This window comes from Flavobacterium soyae, assembly GCF_045348165.1.
Taxonomy (GTDB): domain Bacteria; phylum Bacteroidota; class Bacteroidia; order Flavobacteriales; family Flavobacteriaceae; genus Flavobacterium; species Flavobacterium soyae.
Genome location: NZ_CP150845.1, coordinates 802407 through 823283 on the forward strand (window position 1 = coordinate 802407; position 20877 = coordinate 823283).

The window sequence follows — 20877 nt, forward strand, 5'->3', positions numbered from 1 at the left end:
CCTGAAATTTTTATAAATTCTATTTTTTAATCCTAATCGTTATGTTATGTAAACCCGACAGGTTTCAAAAACTTGTCGGGTTTGATAAACTATATCTATATTATAATTTTTTAAATCTAATTGCTGTTCCTCCGGCTCCGCCTAAATGTAATTTTAGCGAATCGGAAGCTTTTACTGTTTTCTTCGAAATTGCTACTGCTTCAGGATTGTGTTTTTGATCAGTTCCTTCGGCATCTGCATAAATCTGCGCTTCGTATGCTGCGTTTTTATCTAAGAATGAAAGTGAAATTTCAAGATCTCTTGGTTTTTCATTTGTGATACTTCCTAAAAACCAGTCGGCGCTATTTCTGTCTTTACGGGCTGTTGTAATGTATTGACCAATTTCTCCGTTTAAAACTTTTGTATCTTCCCAATCTGTCGGAACATCTTTTAAGAATTGCAATGCCGGTTTTCCTTCATAATTTTCTGGAAGATCAGCCAACATTTGAATTGGAGAATAAGTTGTTACATAAATAGCCAACTGCTGCCCAACTGTTCCCTGAATTCTTTTCCCCGGATATCCTTGTTTTACCTCAACATCAAAGATTCCCGGTGTAAAATCCATTGGTCCTGAAAGTAATCTTGTAAACGGAATTATGCTTAAATGGCTTGGCGGATTTCCTTCGCTCCAGGCGTTATATTCTTGTCCGCGCGCTGCTTCTCTCGAAACCATATTTGGATAAGTTCTGCGTTCTCCTGTATCTTTTATTGATTCGTGGTATAAAACGGCTAAATCGTATTGTGCCGCTTTTTCTAAAATGTACCTGAAATAATTTACTCCAAACTGTCCGAAGTGCATTTCTTTCATGTTTAATTTAGAACCTACATGACCAATTTTTACGGTATGAATTCCTAGTTTTTTGTATAAGGCAAAACCTTCGTCAACTTGTTTTAAATAGTTAATCAAGTTTGAACCTGTTTCGTGATAACCGATTAATTCAATGTTCTTTTTCTTTCCATATTCAACCACTTTTTCTAAATCGAAATTGTCTGCATTTTTGGTGAAACTGAACATATGCATACGATTTTCATACCAGCCCGGCGTCCAGCCTTTGTTCCAGCCTTCAATCAATAAATGATTGAAACCTTCTTTTGCTGTAAAATCAATATATTCTTCAGCATGTTTTGTGGTAGCGCCTTGTTTATCACTTTCCCAAAAAGTATATTTCCCAATATGCATTCCCCACCAAATTCCTAAGTATTTGTATGGTTTGAAATAGCTTGCTGTATTTTTTAATTTGTTTGGTTCGTTTAGATTTAAAATCAAATAAGAGGTAATTAAATCTGTTGGTTTTTCGCCAATTTGAATGGTTCTCCAAGAAGAGGTGAATGTATCTTTTACACGAACTTTAACACCGTCTGACCAAGGCACAAGATCGGTTTTAAGTTGTGTACCAACATTGTTTACCAAAGTTGTACTGGCGTAATCAATTAAGTTTGCTTCGTGAAAACTTAATGATAATCCGCTTTTGCTTTCTATAGTTAATGGAGTCAAAACGGTATCTAGTTTACTAACCGGCGCAGCTTCAAATAAATATTCGTCACGGTTTTCTCTGTTTGCCGGAATCCACCATGCTTTTCCATCTTCTTTTAAATTAAAAGTCGTTTTTTCATCCATAATGAAAATACTGTCTTTTACATTTTGTTTTGGATATACATATCGAAATGCAACTCCGTCATCGAAAGCGCGAAACTGAATTTCCAGTTTACGTTTGTTTCCTGTTTTTTGCTGTAATTCAACCGAAAGCTGATTGTAGTGATTTCTAATGTTTTTCTTTTCTCCCCAAACTTGTTCCCATGTTTCATCAAACGTTGATTTTTTGACATTTTTGATTTCGAAATTGGAGCTGAAATCTTCATTTCCTTTCAGTAAAAATCCTAAATCCGATGGTGTAATGACTTCTGTTTTTCCGTGTGAAACGGCATATTTAGGAGCATTTTTTACAAGCTCAAATTTGATTTTATTTTTTCCGTTTGGCGACGCTAATTCATAAGCGTTTTTATTTTTCTGACTGTATCCAATCGAAACTGAAAGTAATAAAGCGGGAAGAATCAGGTGTTTTTTCATGATATTTTTCTTAATTCATTTTTAATAAATCGGGCGTGGCAGGGCTTTCGCCCGATTTAGAAACTCAACAAAAACTTATTTTTATCCTAAGTTGGGATTTATTTTTTTGCCACAGATTACACAGATTAAAATGATTTTTTTTAATTCTGTGTGTTTATTTTTTCACGCAGATTTTGCAGATTTAAACAGATTTTTAATTCTCAATTTTTAATCCTTTTAATCTGTGTAATCTGTGGCATATATCTTTATTTTATCCACTCTGTTTTAAAAGTGGTTTTTCCGTTTAATGGGTTTGCAGTTACGTCAAAATTGTTTCCGTTTTTAGTCACTTTTATTTCCTGAACTGCGGTGTCGTTTGGTAAAAACACTTTGGCTGTCGCCGAAGTTGTTTTATCACTCGCATATACTTTCAACGTTAATTTACTCCAATCCATATCTTTTGTAGACTGTGCTAAACCAATGTGAGGCAATGCTGTTCCATCTTTTACCAAAACCACGATTGGCACTTCGCCGGCTTTTATTTTGTGCCATCCTGATTGGTATACTTTTTTAGTTTGGTAATCAATCCATGTTCCTTCCGGAAGATAAACGTCTCTTTCTGTTACTTCTTCAAAAAGCGGTGCAACTAAAATACTTGATCCAAATAAATATTCATTGTCAACTAACCAGGCTCCCGGATCGTTTGGATATTCTACAAATAAAGCGCGCATCATTGGTAAACCTTTTTGAGAACTTTCTTTTGCCTGAGCGTAGATATACGGCATTAATTCGTAACGCATATTATCTGCTTTTCTAAATCCTTCCAAGAAATCTTTGCTGTATAACCAAGGCTCGCGCGGAGGTTCTCCGTGGCTTCTTACGTGTGAAGTAAACATTCCGAAAGGCGCCCATCTTCTGTATAAATTCTCCGGGGATTTTGTAGCAAACCCTCCAACATCATGACTCCAGAAACTGAATCCGCTTAGACCTAATGAAAGTCCGCCGCGTAATTCTGCCGACATTGCTCCGTTTGAAGTTTCGGCATCTCCACCCCAATGTAAAGGATAACGCTGAGATCCTGCCCATGTACTTCTTGCCCAGATTAAAGTATATCCTTTTTCTTTTTGGGTAATTTCGGCAACAGCTTTATTATATCTTAATGGATATAAATTGTGTTCATAAAATCCTGTTCTTCCTGAATGGTAAATTCCGTCTGGCGGTGCAGCTTCTCCAAAATCAACTTTGAAAACTGAAACGCCTTCGTCGAATAATTTTTTCAATTTCCCTTGATACCAGGTTATTGTTTCCGGATTTGAGAAATCTAAAACGGCATCTTCGTAAGGAAGATTTCCTTTTCTGTCTCTTACCGCAAGGTTTTTGTCCATGATTTCAGGGAACAAAGTATTCTTTGGTGTAAAATATGGTAATTGCCATAGACACACATGAAAACCATCTTCTTTTAAATCAGACATCATTTTTGTGGCATCTGGGAAACGTGCTTTTGCAAACTCATAATTGTTTCTCCAGTCTACATCAAACCAGCCAGTGTCAAAGTGAATAACATCGGTTGGGATTTTGTATTTACGTAAATCTCTTGCTACATCTCTTCCTTCTTTTTCAGAGAAATAAGTAATACGGCTCATCCAAAAACCGAATGACCAAAGCGGCGGCATTGCAGCTTTTCCGGTTAAATTGGTGTATTGGTCTAAAACATCTTTTGGTTCTCCAATGAAGAAAAACAAATCGGCTTCGTCATCGCCAATGTACATTTCGTTGGCACTTCCAAAATATCTTCCAAAGTCAACGGTTATTGGCGTTGAATGATGCATAAAAACTCCGTAACCACGGCTGCTCATGTAAAACGGAATTGGTTTATACATCGTTTCATTCTGGATTCCGTTTGCGTCATCTGTCCATAAAACTACTTTTTGACCGCGTTTGTTGAATTGTGTGAATGATTCTCCGCATCCAAATATTTTTTCGTCTGGTTCTAAGCTGAAAGCTGCTCCCATACTTCTTGAATAATCGCTGTTTCTGCGAACGTACGAGAATGGAAGCGTTGGTGTATACGTATTTTTAAAATCGGTATCATGAAGTGTACTTGTCAGCAATTTTCCGTTTTCATCGTATATTTTTACATGCCATGGTTTTGTCAAAATTTCAACCACTCCATGTTTGCTGGTGTATTTATGCCCGCCTTCGATTTTAGAATATTTCCATAATTCAGGATGATTTGGCGCAACGCCGTCAACCAGCATTAGAGATTCTTTTTGCGGGTGAAACTGCGGTCCAGAAGTTGTTTTGATTCTGATCGTTCTATCTGAAACAAACTGAATTTCGAATGGCAGTTCTGGCGAAACTTCGTATTCTGTTGTTGGAAATTCGTTTGCTTTTTCCACATCAGGTTTCATCATCATGTTGTTGAAAGCCTGACGGGTTTTATAATTGTATCTCAAATATTTAATGGTTCCTTTTCCGGTTGCAGGATCGAAAGAAGCCAATTCATCGGCAAAATAAAACGTGTTCAGGTAATTCTGAAAATCTTTGCTGATGTCTATTGGAGCGTTTAACACATCTGCATTCTGGATTTGTGCCGATGCTTTTGGCGAAAGCAGCATTCCAAACATACAGATTGAAAACAATTTGGTTAGTTGTGAGTTTTTCATTGGTTAATATATTCTATTTGTTAATTCCTCCTGCAAGATTTTTAAAACCTTGTAGGTTTTGCTTTTTTTACTTATTCAAAATATTATTTATACCTACAAGGTTTTGTCCCGAATTTTCGGGATTGCAAGAACGTAACTTATTCTTCTGTTGTTATTACTATTGTCGCGGGTTTTAATCCGTTTGCTTTAGCGGTCAATTCCAGTCTTCCGGTTTTATCGCCAGACTGAACGATTACTAAACATTTTCCATTTAAAGCGGTATGTTTTGAACCTTTGTACGATTCGTGACTTACCGGATCGCCGCTGCAAACGCCTACGATTTTTCCATTTCCTGTTAATGAAAAATTGATTTCGTTATTGGCATTTGGAACCAGAGTTCCTTTTTCATCTAAAATATCAACAGTAACAAACGACAAATCATTTTTATCAGCTTTAATAGTACTTCTGTCTGCGGTTAGTTTTAACTGCGATGGATTCCCGGCTGTTTTAATTTCTTTTTCCAGAACTGTTTTTCCATTTTTACGAGAAACTGCTTTTAGAGTTCCCGGCTGAAAAGGGATTTTCCACATTACGTGCAGATCATCTACTTTTTTGCTTCTTTTTCCAGCTGATTTTCCGTTTACGAAAAGTTCAACTTCATCGGCATTATTATAGTATGCCCAAATGTCGACAGTTTGTCCGGCTTTCCAGTTCCAATGTGGGTAAACATGAAGCACGGTTTTGTCTGTCCATTCGCTTTGGTACATATAATAAACATCTTTTGGGAAACCGGCTAAATCTACAATTCCGAAATACGAACTTACCGACGGCCATTCGTACGGAGTTGGTTCTCCGATATAATCGAAACCTGTCCAGATGTACATTCCCGAAAGGAAATCATGTTTTTTAATAATTTTCCAGGTTGCTTCGTGCGTTGAACCCCAGGGCGCCTGTACCTGATCGTAAGCAGAAACGGTATTACCCGGATTTCCTTCTGTAAATTTAAGGTCCCATCTTACCGGCCATTTTTTAATCGAATCAGAAACGGCATCATAATAACCGCGGGTTTCTAAAGCCGAAGTGGTTTCGGTTGCTATGAAAGGAATTCCAGGGAAATTCTTTTGGTGATATTCGTATGTTTGATGTGCATAATTGTAACCAATAATATCTAATGCGCCAGAGGCTGCAATTGTATTGTATTGAACCTTTGCTTTATCGAATTGTAAGGTTACATTGTCGATATTCATATTTACCGGAGGGTTCATCGCCGCAGTAATAGGTCTTGTTTTATCGTACTGACGTGTAATTGCGGCTAATTCTTTGGCTATTACTGCGCCGCTTTCGTCCCATTGCTGCGGAATTTCATTACCAATACTCCACATAAAAATACTTGGATGATTTCGGTCACGAAGCAGTTGATCGATTAAATCCTGTTTGTGCCATTTGTCCCAATCGTTTCCGTAATCGTATTTGGTTTTATTTTTTTCCCACATGTCAAAAGCTTCATCCATGACAATGAAACCCATTTTATCACAAAGGTCCAGAAGTTCCGGAGCAGGCGGATTGTGAGAAGTTCTGATTCCGTTTACCCCCATTTCTTTCAGGATTTCTAACTGACGTTCAATAGCTCTTGTATTGATTGCAGAACCCAGCGCCCCTAAATCGTGATGCATGCAGACTCCTTTTATTTTAACCTGTTTTCCGTTTAAAATAAAACCTTTGTTAACATCAAATTTAAAATCTCTGATTCCAAAATTGGTTTTGTATTGATCGACGATTTTATCATCAACAGAAATTTCGGTAACAGCTGTGTATAGTTCCGGTTTTTCAACTGACCATAAAATTGGTGATTCAACTTCGGCGTTTTGTTTTATAGTTTGATTTGCGTTTGCACCAATCGTTATATTTTGAGTAACTGATGTTACTTTGGTTTCGTCTTTAAAAATAGTTGTAGTAATTACTGCTTTTTTTGAAGCTGCATATTGATTTTGAATATTAGTTTCAAAATTAACAGATGCTTTTTCGGCAGTAACTTTTGGGGTTGTAATGTAAGTTCCCCATTTTGCTACATGAAGTTTATCTGTGGTTTCAAGCCAGACATTTCTAAAAATTCCTGATCCTGAATACCAGCGTGAGTTTGGTTGTTTTGAATTGTCAACCTTAACAATTATTTCGTTGCTTTTTTCCCCATAATTTAGGTATGGCGAAATCTCATATTGAAAACTAATATATCCGTTTGGACGTTTTCCTAAATAATGTCCGTTTACCCATATTTCGCTGTTTCTGTAAACACCGTCAAAGGTTATTGATATTGTTTTATTTATATCTTGAGATGAAATTTTAAAAGTTTTTTTATACCATCCTGAGCCTCCGGTTAATGATCCGCCCCCGTATCCTGCCGGGCTTTTTTCGTCAAATTTTCCTTCAATGCTCCAATCATGCGGAAGATCTAAGGTTCTCCATTTGGTTGAAGTTCCAATTGTATCTTTATCTATTATACTATCATTTAAATGGAAACTCCAATCAGAATTAAAAGAAACTTTTCTATTGCTGAAAGCTTCTTCTTTTTTGTTACAAGAACCAAATAATATGATTCCCGCTAACATCAATAATGAAAGTCTGCTTAAATAATTACATTTGATTTTCATAGATAGTAGTTTAATGGATTATAAAACAAATATAAACATACCGACAGGTGTCTGTATCGATCACCTACCGGTAGTTTTCTTTTTTATAATATATTATGGTTTGGGTTTGTAGTGAAAAACAATCAAACAAACGCCTTCACCAGTTCTACTTTTATCTCTAATAACTGCTAAACGAAGTGATGTTGCTGATAACTCTACTACTTTTACACTATACCAGTTGCTTACATCCCCATAATAATCTCCTCCGTAAAGCATTTCAACACCGCCGTTAAAAGTTAGTTTGTTGTTTGCAATATCAAAGTTGTATGTTCCTTGTTTCGTAGTCTGCTGAGTGCTTGAAAGTGCAGTCTGAGTTACACTTGTATTATACCCTCCGTTTAAGTCCAAATGCATTTCACCCCAATCTTTATTTGGCATTACCCAAGAGTTGCTTGCATAATCAGGAAACCAGTTCCAGTTGTCTCCAGATGCTGCCGGATAATCTAAACCTGCCCATCCTACAGGGTCTGCCATGTTTAATACCCATGTTTTACCAGCTACCCCATTTGTAAGCATACCCCATTTTGGATCGCTGAAATATTCTTCATCATTGTTCGTTACCGTTACCTCAACCGGAGCTGCTTCTACAGAACCTCCCCTTGCATAAGCCGTGTAATAAACTGTATATTTTCCGGCAAATGGAAATACAATTTTATCACTGCTTTTGTTAGAATGTCCTAATTCATTTCCGTTACCGTCGACATATTTCCAATATGAAATTACCGACGGATCTGAATTTGTTAAAATAACTTCATTTGTATTGGAAGGATTTTGTGTTACCGAAAACTTAAGCGTAGATGGTGTTAAAGTCACTGCCGGTAAACTGTCGCGGTCTTCTACAGGCTCGCATGAAAATAACATCGAACCAATAGTTACTGCAGCTAATACTATATATAATATACGTTTCATAATCATTTTATTTTAAGGTTAATTCCAGCCTGGATTTTGAGTAATAGTTCCGTTTGAAAGTATTATCTGAGATTGCGGTAGAGGGAACCAGCCTTGCGTTTCTGTTCTAAATGTTACACTAAATTGAGAATCACCAGTTGAATTATCAATAGCAGCTTTTGCTTTATCTACACCTTGTCTGATTAAGTCAAAATAACGTTGTCCTTCAAGTGCCAATTCTAAACGACGTTCTTCCATAATACGCGCTTGTGTTACAGGAAGTCTATGTAAAGCATTTTTAAAAGCACGATCACGAACTCTATCATAATCTGTTTGTGCCAAGGCCGCATTTGTTGTTAAATTCAATTCAGCCGCCATTAATAAAACATCTGAAAAACGAATTATGGCGTAATCCTGATAGTTATCAATTTGGAAATTTCCTCCGTTTGCTTCAACAACTGCGGTTCCTGCTGCATTTGTAATCGGGCAGTATTTTTTCCATGAATATCCAGTGTATTGGCGCTGGTCTCTGGCTTGCTGATCAAAATTTAAACCTTCGCCTGCATAATTAATGATAGTAGCATCTCTACGTGTATCTCCATTTTCATAAGCATTGTATAATTTTGGATTTACTGTTGCTCCACCCCAGCCGGTTGCATATTTTCCTATTGATCCGCCACGCGGCGCAATATTAACCTGAAAACGGTTTCCTTCATTTAAGCTCCAATCTCCTTTTCCTGAACCGTTAAAACGAACGGCCCAGACCATTTCTGTATTGTCTTCTCCAACAAAGTTTTCAAAAGAAGCTGCTAACCAAAGATTAGCAAAATCAGCAACTAAACCATGTCCGCTATTGGCAACCACATCATTAATATAAGTTACAGCCTGTGCTTTTGTTATTACACCAGCCAAATCTGCTTTTTTGTAATAATCTGTGTAGAATAAAAAGGTTCTGGCTAAATAAGCTTCGGCAGCCCACTTTGTAATACGTCCGTAATTTGCATTTCCTCTTTGTGAGTAGTTATCATTGCTTAAATTATCTGCAGCAAATTTCAAATCATTGGCAATTAAAGCGTAAGTAACCTCAGCAGCTTGTCTTGGCAGTTGAAATTCTGTAGACGTAATTGTATGATCTAAAGGAACTATATCTCCAAACATTTTTGCTGCCTGAAAATGAAAATGTGCTCTTAAAAAACGAGCTTCTGCTTCGTATCTGGTTTTTAGCGCCGTATCAGATCCCCAGTTTACTTTATCCAGATTTTCTAATAAAATATTAGCTCTGTAAATTCCTAAATAAGCGTTTTTCCAAGCATCAGCATTCATGTCTTTATTAGAGACAAATAAAAATCGGTCCCATTCAATATCTCCCTGCGCATCTGCAGTACCATATCCTCCAAAACAATCGTCAGAAGCTTGTTCGCTAATTAGCAGAGGTCCGCCGTAAGCTTCGCGCTGTAATATATCATAAACAGCAATTAACCCTTGGTAAGCATCAGTTGGAGTTTTATAAAAATTTTCTTCAACCTTAGTTGTAGAAGGCTCAGTGTCAAGAAAATCCTCTGAACAAGCCCCTAAAACGAATAAGCTTGAAACAGCAAATAATTTTATATATTTTTTCATCGTTTTCATAATTTAAAAGTTAACATTTAGTCCCATCATGTACGTTCTTGGCTGTGGATAAAATCCTACGTCAATACCTTTTGCCCAAGTTTGATTACTGTTTCCGAAACCAATTTCCGGATCCATTCCCTGGTATTTTGTAAAGGTGAATAAGTTATTTGCCGCAACATACACTCTAAACTTACTAAAGAAGTTTAACTTATTTGATAATTTCGTTAAGTCACATCCAATCGTTGCATTCTTGATTCTGTAGAAATCAGCATTTTGAACATACAAATCAGAGAATCTGGTATAATTACCATTTGTATCTGCTCCGTAGGTAACTCTTGGAACTCTGTTAGAACTTCCTTCTGTTGTCCATCTGTTTAAAACATCGGTAGTGTTGTTTGTATAGGCACGAGTTGGGTCGTGAATTCCAAAAACATTTTGACTTCCAGCTACTCCATAAGTGTAAATTGAAATATCGAATGCTTTATATGAAAGATCAAAATTTAAACCATACGTAAAATCAGGATTTGGATTTCCAACCTCAGTTTTATCGTTTGCGTCAATTTTTCCGTCACCGTTCAAGTCCACAAAACGCACATCTCCTGGTACTGCATTTGGCTGTACTCCTGCCGCAACTTCAGCAGCATTCTGGAAAATTCCGTCTGTTTTTAATCCGTAGAAATAACCAATAGGTTTGCCTACCTCAACACGGTTCATCTCATCTGTTCCCTGAAATAACAGGTTAGAATCTCCATGAATAATTCCTTCGCTGTTAGCAACTCTAATTACTTTATTTTCGTTGTGTGAAATATTTCCGTTTACAGAGAAATTCCAGTCTTTTCCAAAATTAGTACGATAAGCAAGCGAAAGCTCCACTCCTTTATTTTGAATATCTCCACCATTTATATAAGGAGCTGTTGCCCCTGCATAAGTTGGGATAGAAGCAAGAACTAACCAGTCTTTGGTTTTTTTATCGTAGTAATCAAATGTTACTGTAAAATTGGTAAACAGAGTAGCATCAAAACCAAAATCTAATTGTTCTGATGTTTCCCATTTTAAATTACGGTTTGATAATTGATCCGGGCTTGCACCTGTTTGTAATGTTTCGTCGGTAGTACCAAAATGGTAACTTTTATTGTAAGTACTTATTGTTGACATATAAGAAAAGGCAGGAATCTGGTCGTTACCATTTTGTCCCCAGCTTGCTCTTAATTTAAGACTTTGCACTACTTTATTTTCTGGAAAGAAACCTTCTTTGTCAACATTCCAACCTGCAGAAACTGATGGGAAATTTCCGTATCTGTGTGAATCTGCAAAATTTGATGAACCGTCTCTTCTGATTGTTGCTGTAAACAAGTATTTATTATTGTAGTCATACAACAAACGCCCAAAATAAGATTGAATCGCATAATCTGAACGGTTTCCTTTTACTGTATTTGATGTTTGATCTGTAGCATTGCTTAAGTAAGCATGTGCAAAATCATCAAAAGTTAAGTTTTTACCGGTTCCTTCCATAAAGTCTGAAGTATTCTTTTTAGCAGAAGTACCTACTAATACATCAAAATTATGTGCTCCGTTTAATGTTCCTTTATACTGAACCGTGTTTTCAAAAATCCAGCCTAATGATTTGGTGGCGTTTTGTGTTACACTCGAAACCGTATTATTATCGTTTGATGAAAGAGAATAAACAGGCCTGAATGAACGGTAAGTATTATCGCTCATATCAACACCAAAACTTGTTCTGTAAGTAAAGTTTCTTAAAAATTTTAATTCTGCAAAAATGTTCCCTACGTAACGGTTTATTTTAGTTTCATTAAAGTTATTGTAGTACAAAGATCCTAAAGGGTTACTGATATCAGCTGAAATAACTGAATGAGCAAAATTTCCGTTTGCATCGTAAGCAGCATCAATAGGCGCAGCGTTTAAGAAGCTTCTGATACCATTATTGTAAATTCCCTGATCTGCAACTCCCGAACTTTTAATATTGGCAAAAGAGAAATTTTCTCCAATTTTCAAGTGATTTTCAATAACTTCTGAAGTTGAGTTTACATTAAAAGTAACCCGGTTATAATCTGATTGATTGTTAACTCCGCCAATCATTCCTTCTTGTCCGTAATAAGACAATCCTGTAGAAATTGTAGATTTTTTATCACCGCCACTAATTGTAAGAGAGTGATTTTGTTTCATAGCTCCATCATTAAACAAATCATCTTGCCAATCGTGGTCTGGAAAAGCTGCAATTTGTGCTTGTGTATACAATGGTGTTAAACCAGAATTTACACGGGCCTCATTCATAATGGTGGTATACTCCTGAGTATTTAATAAATCTAGTTTTTTTGCTACTTGCTGAAAACCAGTGTAAGTATTAAATGCCACATTCATTTTCCCGTCTTTTCCTTTTTTGGTTGTTACCAAAATAACTCCGTTTGCTGCTCTTGCTCCATAAATAGATCCTGCAGAAGCATCTTTAAGAACGTCGATCCTTTCTATCGAAGAAGGATCAAGATATCCAATTCCGTTATCGACAACAACACCATCCACTACATAAAGCGGCGTACTGTTTCCAGCTGTTCCAACTCCACGAATGTTCACTACCATTCCTGCGCCCGGTTGTCCTGAAGCTGAGGTAACATTTATTCCTGAAGCCTGGCCTTGCAAAGCATTTACAACATCCTGACTAGCTACATTTTGAATATCTTTTCCAGATACTAATGAAGTTGCCGCAGTATTTACCTTTTTCTTTTGTGTACCGTACCCGATAACCACAATTTCTTTAAGTTCTGCAGTTTCTTCCTGCATTGTAACATTAATAGTTTTTTGAGTTCCTACGGTTACTTTCTGCGTTTTGAATCCGATAAAAGTAAATACAAGTACATCTCCTGCTTTTGCTTCTATTTTAAATTTTCCATCAAAATCGGTTGCAGCAGCCGTTTTTGTTCCTTCAACACCGACGCTTGCTCCCGGAATTCCCATTCCGTCAACAGCCGATGTTACAGTTCCACTCACAGATCCGGATTGTGCCTGAGCAAAACCCGACTGTATCATAAATAAGCTAAACAACAGTGTCGTGCAAAACGAGAACATTGTTGTTTTAATACAATATTTGCTTTTCATAGTTAATAAGAGTTGGTTTAAATTAAGTTAGTTACTATTTTTATTTGTAATCAAAGTGTAAGTTTCATTTGAATGTTTTCTGCCCGGAGAATATTTAATTTTTAAAACATTTCCTGCCGCATTTATTATCCGTAAAATTGTTCTTTTTAAAACTTATAGTCATATTGAACTTATCTTATGGTAAATTTGACTACAAGTGTAAAACTTTTTTTCTATTTTAGCAAAATATTAAGGTTATTTTTTTTTAATTCTGATTTATATGGATTCATTTTTATTAATATAACAAGAACAAAACAAAAAGTTACAAAAAAAATATTAAAAAAATTACGTTATATCATTTTAATAATCAATAGTTTAAAATATTTTTATTCTAAAATTGGTTTTTCATTATAATTTCAAACAATGGATTGTCAATTTTTTGCTTTGTTAAAAAAATATTAAGTAATTAAAAAAGATAGTTATGCATTTTATTTATTTAATTTGTCAAAATTTATTTCGCACATGGATAAAAAAGTAGATGCCGGCTCTGTTGCAAAAAGCGAACAAAATGCAATGAATGCAATCACGATTGACTGCGTTGTTTTTGGTTTTGATGAAGGAAGTGTGGAAGTACTTTTGGTTCAGCACGCAGAAGGTATCAGTAAAGGAAAATGGGGTTTACCCGGCGGATGGATTTATAAAAGAGAAAGCACCGATGATGCGGCGCATCGTTTATTGAACGAACTTACGGGTCTTGATAATATTTATCTGGAGCAGTTAAAAGCTTTTGGAGATCCGGATCGTTTCCCGCTGCGACGTGTTATCACTATTGGATATTATGCACTTGTAAAAAGAGAAGATTATAATATTAAAGCAGGTTTTACAGCCTCTGACGCCAAATGGTATAAGATCAACAGTATTCCTGATTTGATTTACGATCATAACGAAATTTTATCTTATAGTATCAAAAATCTTCGTAACCGTGTTCGTCAGGCACCAATTGGATTTAATCTTCTGCCAGAAAAATTTACTTTATTGCAGCTGATGCATCTTTACGAGGAAATCCTCGGAGTTGAGATGGATAAGTCCAATTTCCGCCGAAAAATTCTGCACATGAAACTATTGGCGGCATTAGATGAAAAACAGCAGGATGTTTCGCATAGAGCAGCAAAATTGTATAAATTCGATCCCGAAATTTACAAGAAACTTACTGAAAAAGGATTTAATTTTGAATTTTAATGCCATTTCCATCTCCAAAACATATAACAGAAACGGATACCGTTATAACTGCTGATAAAAAAGTAGTTATAGACGGCATAAGTATCGATTGTGTTATTTTTTCATTTGATAAAAAAAATCTTGAAGTTCTTTTAGTTCAGCATGCCGAAGGAGAAAGTATTGGAAAATGGGGACTTCTTGGAGGAAATTTACAACTTGAAGAAAGTGTGGATAATGCTGCTCTTCGAATATTATATGAACTTACGAGTCTTGATAATATTTATCTGGAACAACTAAAAGCTTTTACTGATCCGGATCGTGTAAAAACAGAAAGAGTTATTACCATTGGATATTACACCTTGGTAAATCGGGAAGATTATAACATTCAAGCCAGCAATACAGTAATTGAAGCTAAATGGCATAAGATTAAAGATGTCCCAGATTTAATTTTTGACCATAATGAAATTCTTGAATTCAGTTTAATGCAGCTCCGTAACCGCGTTCGCCAGGCTCCTATTGGTTTTAATTTACTTCCTGAAAAATTTACTTTATTGCAATTAATGCACCTTTATGAGGAAATCCTGGGAATTGAATTGGATAAGTCTAATTTTCGTCGAAAAATTCTGCATATGAAACTGCTTTTGGCACTCGATGAAAAGCAGCAGGATGTTTCGCACAGAGCCGCAAAACTCTATAAATTTGATGCCGAAATCTACAAGAAGCTGACTGAAAAAGGTTTTAATTTTGAGTTTTAATTAAAAAATTAAATTCTACGATTTAACTATCCATCGTACATCATTCCAGAATCCAAAACTTTGCGCTATCTTTGCCCCTTAATAAGAGGCGTTAAAACAATTGTTATAACGCAATCTACATCCAAAAAAATACTTTAAACTCGATTAGAGAACTGATATATTAAAATGAAGAAGATACGTAACTTTTGCATTATTGCACACATTGACCACGGTAAAAGTACACTGGCAGACCGATTATTGGGCGCTACTCAAACTGTTACAGCTCGTGAGGAAAAAGCACAATTGCTTGACAACATGGACCTGGAGCGCGAGCGCGGTATTACCATTAAAAGTCACGCCATACAAATGGAATATACTTATAAAGGTGAAGAATATATCTTAAACTTGATCGATACTCCGGGACACGTTGACTTTTCATACGAAGTTTCCAGATCGATTGCTGCCTGCGAAGGTGCACTTTTGATTGTTGATGCGGCACAAAGTATTCAGGCGCAGACTATTTCTAACTTGTATCTGGCTTTAGAGAATGATCTGGAAATTATTCCTGTTTTAAACAAAGTTGATTTACCAAGTGCAAATCCAGAAGAAGTAAGCGACGATATTATTGATTTATTAGGATGTAAATTAGAAGATATTATTCACGCCTCTGGAAAAACAGGTTTTGGTGTTGAAAATATTTTGGCAGCTATTATTGAAAAAATCCCAGCTCCAAAAGGAAATCCTGAAGAACCATTACAAGCTTTGATTTTTGACTCGGTTTATAATCCGTTTCGCGGGATCGAAGTAATCTTTAGAGTTGTAAATGGTGAAATTAAAAAAGGTCAGAAAATTAAATTCATGGCTACAGACAATGAATATTTTGCTGACGAAATTGGAACTTTAAAATTAAATCAGGTTCCTAAAAATGTAGTTTCTGCCGGAGATGTTGGCTACTTGATTTCTGGAATTAAAGAGGCGCGCGAAGTAAAAGTTGGTGATACAATTACGGATGCAAAAGTTCCGACTACGAATATGATTACTGGTTTTGAGGATGTAAAACCAATGGTATTTGCGGGAATTTATCCTGTTGATACTGAAGATTATGAAGATTTACGTTCGTCAATGGAGAAATTACAGCTAAACGATGCTTCGTTAGTATTTACTCCTGAGAGTTCTGCTGCGTTAGGATTTGGTTTCCGATGCGGATTCTTAGGAATGCTTCACATGGAAATTATCCAGGAACGTTTAGAGCGTGAGTTCGATATGACTGTAATTACTACGGTTCCTAACGTTTCGTACTTGGCTTACACCAAAAAAGAACCGGAAAAAGCTTTGATCGTAAATAATCCTTCTGACTTGCCAGAACCTTCAAAACTGGACAGAGTTGAAGAGCCTTATATTAAAGCTACAATTATTACTAAATCTGACTTTGTTGGAAACGTAATGAGTTTATGTATTGAAAAACGTGGCTTAATTACGAATCAAACTTATTTAACGACTGAAAGAGTTGAGTTGAATTTTGATATGCCTTTGGCCGAAATTGTATTTGATTTTTACGATCGTTTAAAAACGGTTTCTAAAGGTTATGCTTCTTTTGATTACTCTCCAATCGGGATGAGAACTTCGAAATTAGTTAAACTTGATGTTCTTTTAAATGCTCAAACGGTTGATGCGCTTTCTGCATTAATTCACGAAGATAATGCATACAACATTGGTAAAAAAATGACCGAGAAATTACGCGAGTTAATCCCAAGACAGCAATTCGATATTCCGATTCAGGCTGCAATTGGAGCTAAAATTATCGCTCGTGAAACGATTAAAGCACTTCGTAAAGACGTTACCGCAAAATGTTACGGAGGGGATATTTCCCGTAAGCGTAAACTTCTTGAAAAACAGAAAAAAGGTAAAAAACGTATGCGTCAGGTAGGAAACGTTGAGATTCCGCAAGAGGCGTTTATGGCTGTTTTGAAACTTAACGATTAATTTTTTTAGAAGAAAGAATCGAGATAATAGAATATAGATTTAAACCCAATGACTTAATGTTATTGGGTTTTTTATTTTTTTTGTTATGGATTTTGATTGTGTAGACGTGATAGGAATCATTTCTTTGTCGATACACAGGACGTAGACGCACTGCTGTGCATCTCTACAGATATACTTTGTGGTAATTCATTTCTACCACGCCCTATTTCTCCATACAGAATTGTAGAGACGCACAGCAGTTCGTCTACGCAAAGTATGTCGGCAACAGCAAAAACCAAACGGAATAAAACATGGACTGGATTGCGTAGACGCACTGCTGTGCGTCTGTACGGATATACTTTGTGAAAATATATTTTTATTTCTTTACACAAAATATCTCAAAATTTCATAAAAGAGAAAATTAAAACCTTTGTATCTTTGATTCTTTTCAACCGAAAAAAACTTAGCATCTTAGAACCTTAGTAACTTAGCAACTCCAAAAAAAATGCTCGACGAAAGCCCAAAACGATTTGACCGAATTGTTGCCATCCTGATTCAATTACAATCTAAAAAAATTGTAAAAGCACAGGAATTGGCAGATCGTTTTGACTGCAGCCTGCGAACTATTTATCGGGATATTCGAACTCTTGAAGCTTCGGGAGTTCCTATTTACAGCGAAGCCGGAGTTGGTTATGCGCTGATGGAAGGCTACAGATTACCGCCCGTAATGTTTACGCGTGAAGAAGTAAGCAGTTTTATTGCTGCTGAAAAACTGATGCAGAAATTTACTGATCCATCTTTAGGAAGTCATTATGCTTCGGCAATGTATAAACTGAAATCTGTTTTGCGAAATACAGATAAAGACTGGGTTTCGAATATTGAATCCCGGGTTGTTATGCAGACTGCTGAGCCAATGTTCAACGATAATTCGCCAAATACTTTAGCAGTTCTTTTTGAAGGTATAGCAGAGAAAAAACAAATTTTACTTTCGTACAAGACGTATGAAACAGATGCAATTACACAGAGAAACATAGAGCCTGTGGGTGTTTTTCACGATAATAACAATTGGTATTTTTTAGGTTATTGTCATTTACGACAAGATTACCGTCAGTTTAGAACAGACAGGATTCAGGGCATTCGAAAAACAGATTACGATTTTACAATCGAACACGATGCTTTAGAAACCTATTTGACTAAAACAGAAACTTGTCCTACCACAAAAGTCCGCATCTTAATTGATAAGAAAATTGCAAGATATTTGTCAACTGAAAAAAAATATCACGGCTTTGTTTCTGAAAAAGAAATCGACGGAAAAATAGAAATGACATTTATGTGCCGCGATATTGACAGCGGTTTTCCGCGCTGGTTTTTAATGTTTGGAGATCATGCCACAATCCTGGAACCGGAAAGTTTAAAAACCCGAACTTTAGAATTACTGGAAATTAACAGACAAAGACTTTTATAAAAAAACTCCCGAGAGATTATCTTTCGGGAGTTTTTTGTTTTATTTCTGTTTTACAACATTATAAAAATTATAATCTGTATTTGAGGCGTCTGTAATGCCAATATTTCGGCCCATTGTTACAATCTGGCCTCTGTGATAGGTTCCGTGATTGATAACCTGGATTAAATAATCGGCAATTGGCTGTTCGCATTCAAACCACGGATTAACGATTTTAACTTCTTTACTTAAATCTTCTTCTGACAATGAATTGATAAGATGTTTCAGTTTTGTCGATGAATTTAGTAACCCTGCAAAGATTTCTTCTTTAGACAATTCGGTTTCCGGTTTCTTTTCTGACATATCAGTTTCAGCAATAACAGAAAACCAATATTCTTCTGTAGACCAAATATGGTCGAGCGTTTTTACAATGGTTGAAAAACTCGAAGGTACTTCTGTATAAAGCAGTTCATCAGATTTCGGCGAAAGCCAATTCACAAATTGCTGGTTTACCCATAAATTATAATCTGCATAATTGGACATTATCTTTTTTAAACTCATAGCCATTAATTTTAGATTTATTCAATAAAGTTACAATTTTATCAGATTATCTTTCCCAAAAAAATGGCGGTTCGATATTTAAAGCTCTTAAATATACATAAGCCTGCCCACGGTGATGAACTTCATTATCAATAAAATACAAGATATTTTGAATAATAGGAAACTCATATTGTCCGAAAAGATTAAATGTCTGGCTGAAATCTTCAATAGATAATTGTTCCCAATATTTATTGATTTCTGCTGTTGCTTCATCCCATTTTTCAAGATACTGTGCTTTAAAAATCAATTTTTCTTCTGCTTCTGTGTAAGGCTTGCTTTCGCGATTTACAATTCCTTTTAATGCCGGAGCAGCGATTGCCAAAAGTTCATCAACTAATTTTGCAAAAGGACGCATACCGCCAATTGAAAATTCAAAGAAATCTTTCTCTGGAAACAATTCAATTAAACGACGTGTAAGGGCACGGTGACCTTGCCAGTGTTTCAATAAATCTTCTGATGTAATTACTTGTGCTTCTAACGTTTTCATAATTTTAAAGTTTTTAAATTTCTATACTTCAAAAGTAAAATAGGCTGGTGACAACAGTTTGTCAGCAGGAAAAAAATATTTTAAAATATTTTTTTCCTGCCGTAAAAACACACCGTAGAGACGCACTGCTGTGCGTCTCTACAATGCATTTCTACGAAATAAACATACCAGAAAAAAACTTAGAACCTTAGCGTCTCAGAATCTTAGCAACTTTAAAAAAAACCTTTGTACCTTTGCCCCTTACAAACTTTGGAACTCAAAAAAAATGATCGAAGATAAAAATCCGCAGCGTACCAGTATAGCACAATTAGGCGAGTTTGGCCTAATTGACCACTTAACCCGAAACTTTGATGTAACACAGGAATCTACTTTAAAAAGTATTGGCGATGATGCCGCTGTTCTTGATTTTGCGGCTAAAAAAGCAGTTATTTCTACAGATTTATTGATTGAAGGTGTACATTTTGATCTGGCTTATATGCCATTGAAACATTTAGGTTACAAAGCTGTCGTGGTAAACCTATCTGATATTTGTGCAATGAATGCGAAACCAACTCAAATTACGGTTTCTGTTGCGGTTTCTAATCGTTTTCCGTTAGAAGCCTTAGAAGAATTATTTGAAGGGATTACGCACGCTGCAAAAGAATATAAAGTTGATGTTATTGGCGGTGATACTACCTCATCTCAAAAAGGATTAATTATCAGCATTACGGCTATTGGTGAAGCAGATGCAGATGAAATCGTTTACAGAAACGGTGCTAAACAAACTGATTTACTGGTTGTAACCGGAGATATTGGTGCAGCATACATGGGATTACAGGTTTTAGAGCGCGAAAAACAGGTTTTTCAGGTAAATCCGAATAGTCAGCCGGATTTAGATCCTTATACGTATTTAGTCGAAAGACAATTGAAACCAGAGGCCAGAACTGATGTTCGTACGCTTTTACACGCTCTTGAAATAAAACCAACTTCGATGATTGATATTTCTGACGGATTGTCTTCAGAGATTATTCATTTGTGCAAACAGTCAAAAGTGGGCTGTAATTTATATGAAGATAAACTTCCTTTAGATCCTCAGTTTATTTCGACTTGTGAAGAATTTAATATTGACAGTACAACTGTTGCCATTAATGGAGGGGAAGATTATGAACTTCTCTTTACAATTGATATTAATGATTTTGATAAAATTAAAGGAAATCCAAACTTCTCTATTATTGGCCACATGGCCGATGAAAGCGAAGGGGTTCATTTAGTAACCCGCGCCAACACAAAAATTGCTTTAAAAGCTCGTGGCTGGGATGCTTTGAGTGAGTAGTTTTCAGTCACAGTATTTAGCTCAGATTCATACTAATTTATAATATCCTAAAAGGCTTAAACCTATTAGGATATTTTTTATAATCAATATGATTTCTTAAATCTAAAATCTGCACT

Annotated in this window: 13 protein-coding genes; 5 read left to right on the plus strand and 8 right to left on the minus strand. The window is 35.9% G+C overall.

Translation table 11 applies throughout. From position 1 onward, the window contains the following. Nucleotides 1–100: 100 nt before the first annotated feature. The 6 genes from AABD74_RS03690 to AABD74_RS03715 form a co-directional block, all read right to left on the minus strand. Nucleotides 101–2107: a glycoside hydrolase family 97 protein gene (locus AABD74_RS03690; protein WP_406844712.1), complete on the minus strand. Its 2007-nt coding sequence runs from the start codon at nucleotides 2105–2107 to the stop codon at nucleotides 101–103. Between the two features lie 245 nt (nucleotides 2108–2352). Then, complete coding sequence (locus AABD74_RS03695) at nucleotides 2353–4752, minus strand: alpha-xylosidase (protein ID WP_406844713.1); 2400 nt, start codon at nucleotides 4750–4752, stop codon at nucleotides 2353–2355. 137 nt (nucleotides 4753–4889) lie between these two features. Next, nucleotides 4890–7379: a beta-galactosidase GalB gene (gene galB / locus AABD74_RS03700; RefSeq protein WP_406844714.1), complete on the minus strand. Its 2490-nt coding sequence runs from the start codon at nucleotides 7377–7379 to the stop codon at nucleotides 4890–4892. 93 nt (nucleotides 7380–7472) lie between these two features. Beyond that, nucleotides 7473–8327 (minus strand): hypothetical protein, encoded by an 855-nt coding sequence (locus AABD74_RS03705; protein WP_232681711.1) that lies wholly within the window; start codon nucleotides 8325–8327, stop codon nucleotides 7473–7475. An 18-nt stretch (nucleotides 8328–8345) separates the two neighbouring features. Next, the gene (locus tag AABD74_RS03710) at nucleotides 8346–9926 is read right to left on the minus strand and encodes a RagB/SusD family nutrient uptake outer membrane protein (RefSeq protein WP_232681710.1); all 1581 of its coding nucleotides are present in this window, start codon (nucleotides 9924–9926) and stop codon (nucleotides 8346–8348) included. Nucleotides 9927–9938: 12 nt separating this feature from the next. Then, nucleotides 9939–13028, minus strand: a complete 3090-nt coding sequence (locus AABD74_RS03715; protein WP_406844715.1) for a SusC/RagA family TonB-linked outer membrane protein — start codon at nucleotides 13026–13028, stop codon at nucleotides 9939–9941. Nucleotides 13029–13529: 501 nt separating this feature from the next. On the opposite strand from AABD74_RS03715, the gene AABD74_RS03720 reads away from it, so the two are divergent. The 4 genes from AABD74_RS03720 (at nucleotide 13530) to AABD74_RS03735 (ending at nucleotide 18386) form a co-directional block, all read left to right on the plus strand. After that, the gene (locus tag AABD74_RS03720; RefSeq protein WP_406844716.1) at nucleotides 13530–14246 is read left to right on the plus strand and encodes an NUDIX hydrolase; all 717 of its coding nucleotides are present in this window, start codon (nucleotides 13530–13532) and stop codon (nucleotides 14244–14246) included. Further along, nucleotides 14246–14980: an NrtR DNA-binding winged helix domain-containing protein gene (locus AABD74_RS03725; protein ID WP_406844717.1), complete on the plus strand. Its 735-nt coding sequence runs from the start codon at nucleotides 14246–14248 to the stop codon at nucleotides 14978–14980. The genes AABD74_RS03720 and AABD74_RS03725 overlap by 1 nt, the downstream gene beginning before the upstream one ends. Before the next feature lie 165 nt (nucleotides 14981–15145). Then, nucleotides 15146–16942: a translation elongation factor 4 gene (lepA, locus tag AABD74_RS03730; protein WP_232681706.1), complete on the plus strand. Its 1797-nt coding sequence runs from the start codon at nucleotides 15146–15148 to the stop codon at nucleotides 16940–16942. 484 nt (nucleotides 16943–17426) lie between these two features. Beyond that, nucleotides 17427–18386 (plus strand): helix-turn-helix transcriptional regulator, encoded by a 960-nt coding sequence (locus AABD74_RS03735; protein ID WP_406844718.1) that lies wholly within the window; start codon nucleotides 17427–17429, stop codon nucleotides 18384–18386. A gap of 39 nt (nucleotides 18387–18425) precedes the next feature. Here the strand turns inward: AABD74_RS03735 and AABD74_RS03740 are convergent, their stop codons facing one another. Both AABD74_RS03740 and AABD74_RS03745 read right to left on the minus strand, forming a co-directional pair. Further along, complete coding sequence (locus AABD74_RS03740; protein ID WP_406844719.1) at nucleotides 18426–18923, minus strand: DinB family protein; 498 nt, start codon at nucleotides 18921–18923, stop codon at nucleotides 18426–18428. A 46-nt stretch (nucleotides 18924–18969) separates the two neighbouring features. Further along, nucleotides 18970–19449, minus strand: a complete 480-nt coding sequence (locus tag AABD74_RS03745) for a DinB family protein (RefSeq protein ID WP_232681702.1) — start codon at nucleotides 19447–19449, stop codon at nucleotides 18970–18972. 265 nt (nucleotides 19450–19714) lie between these two features. On the opposite strand from AABD74_RS03745, the gene thiL reads away from it, so the two are divergent. Further along, complete coding sequence (gene thiL / locus AABD74_RS03750; protein ID WP_406844720.1) at nucleotides 19715–20761, plus strand: thiamine-phosphate kinase; 1047 nt, start codon at nucleotides 19715–19717, stop codon at nucleotides 20759–20761. The last annotated feature ends 116 nt before the right edge of the window (nucleotides 20762–20877 follow it).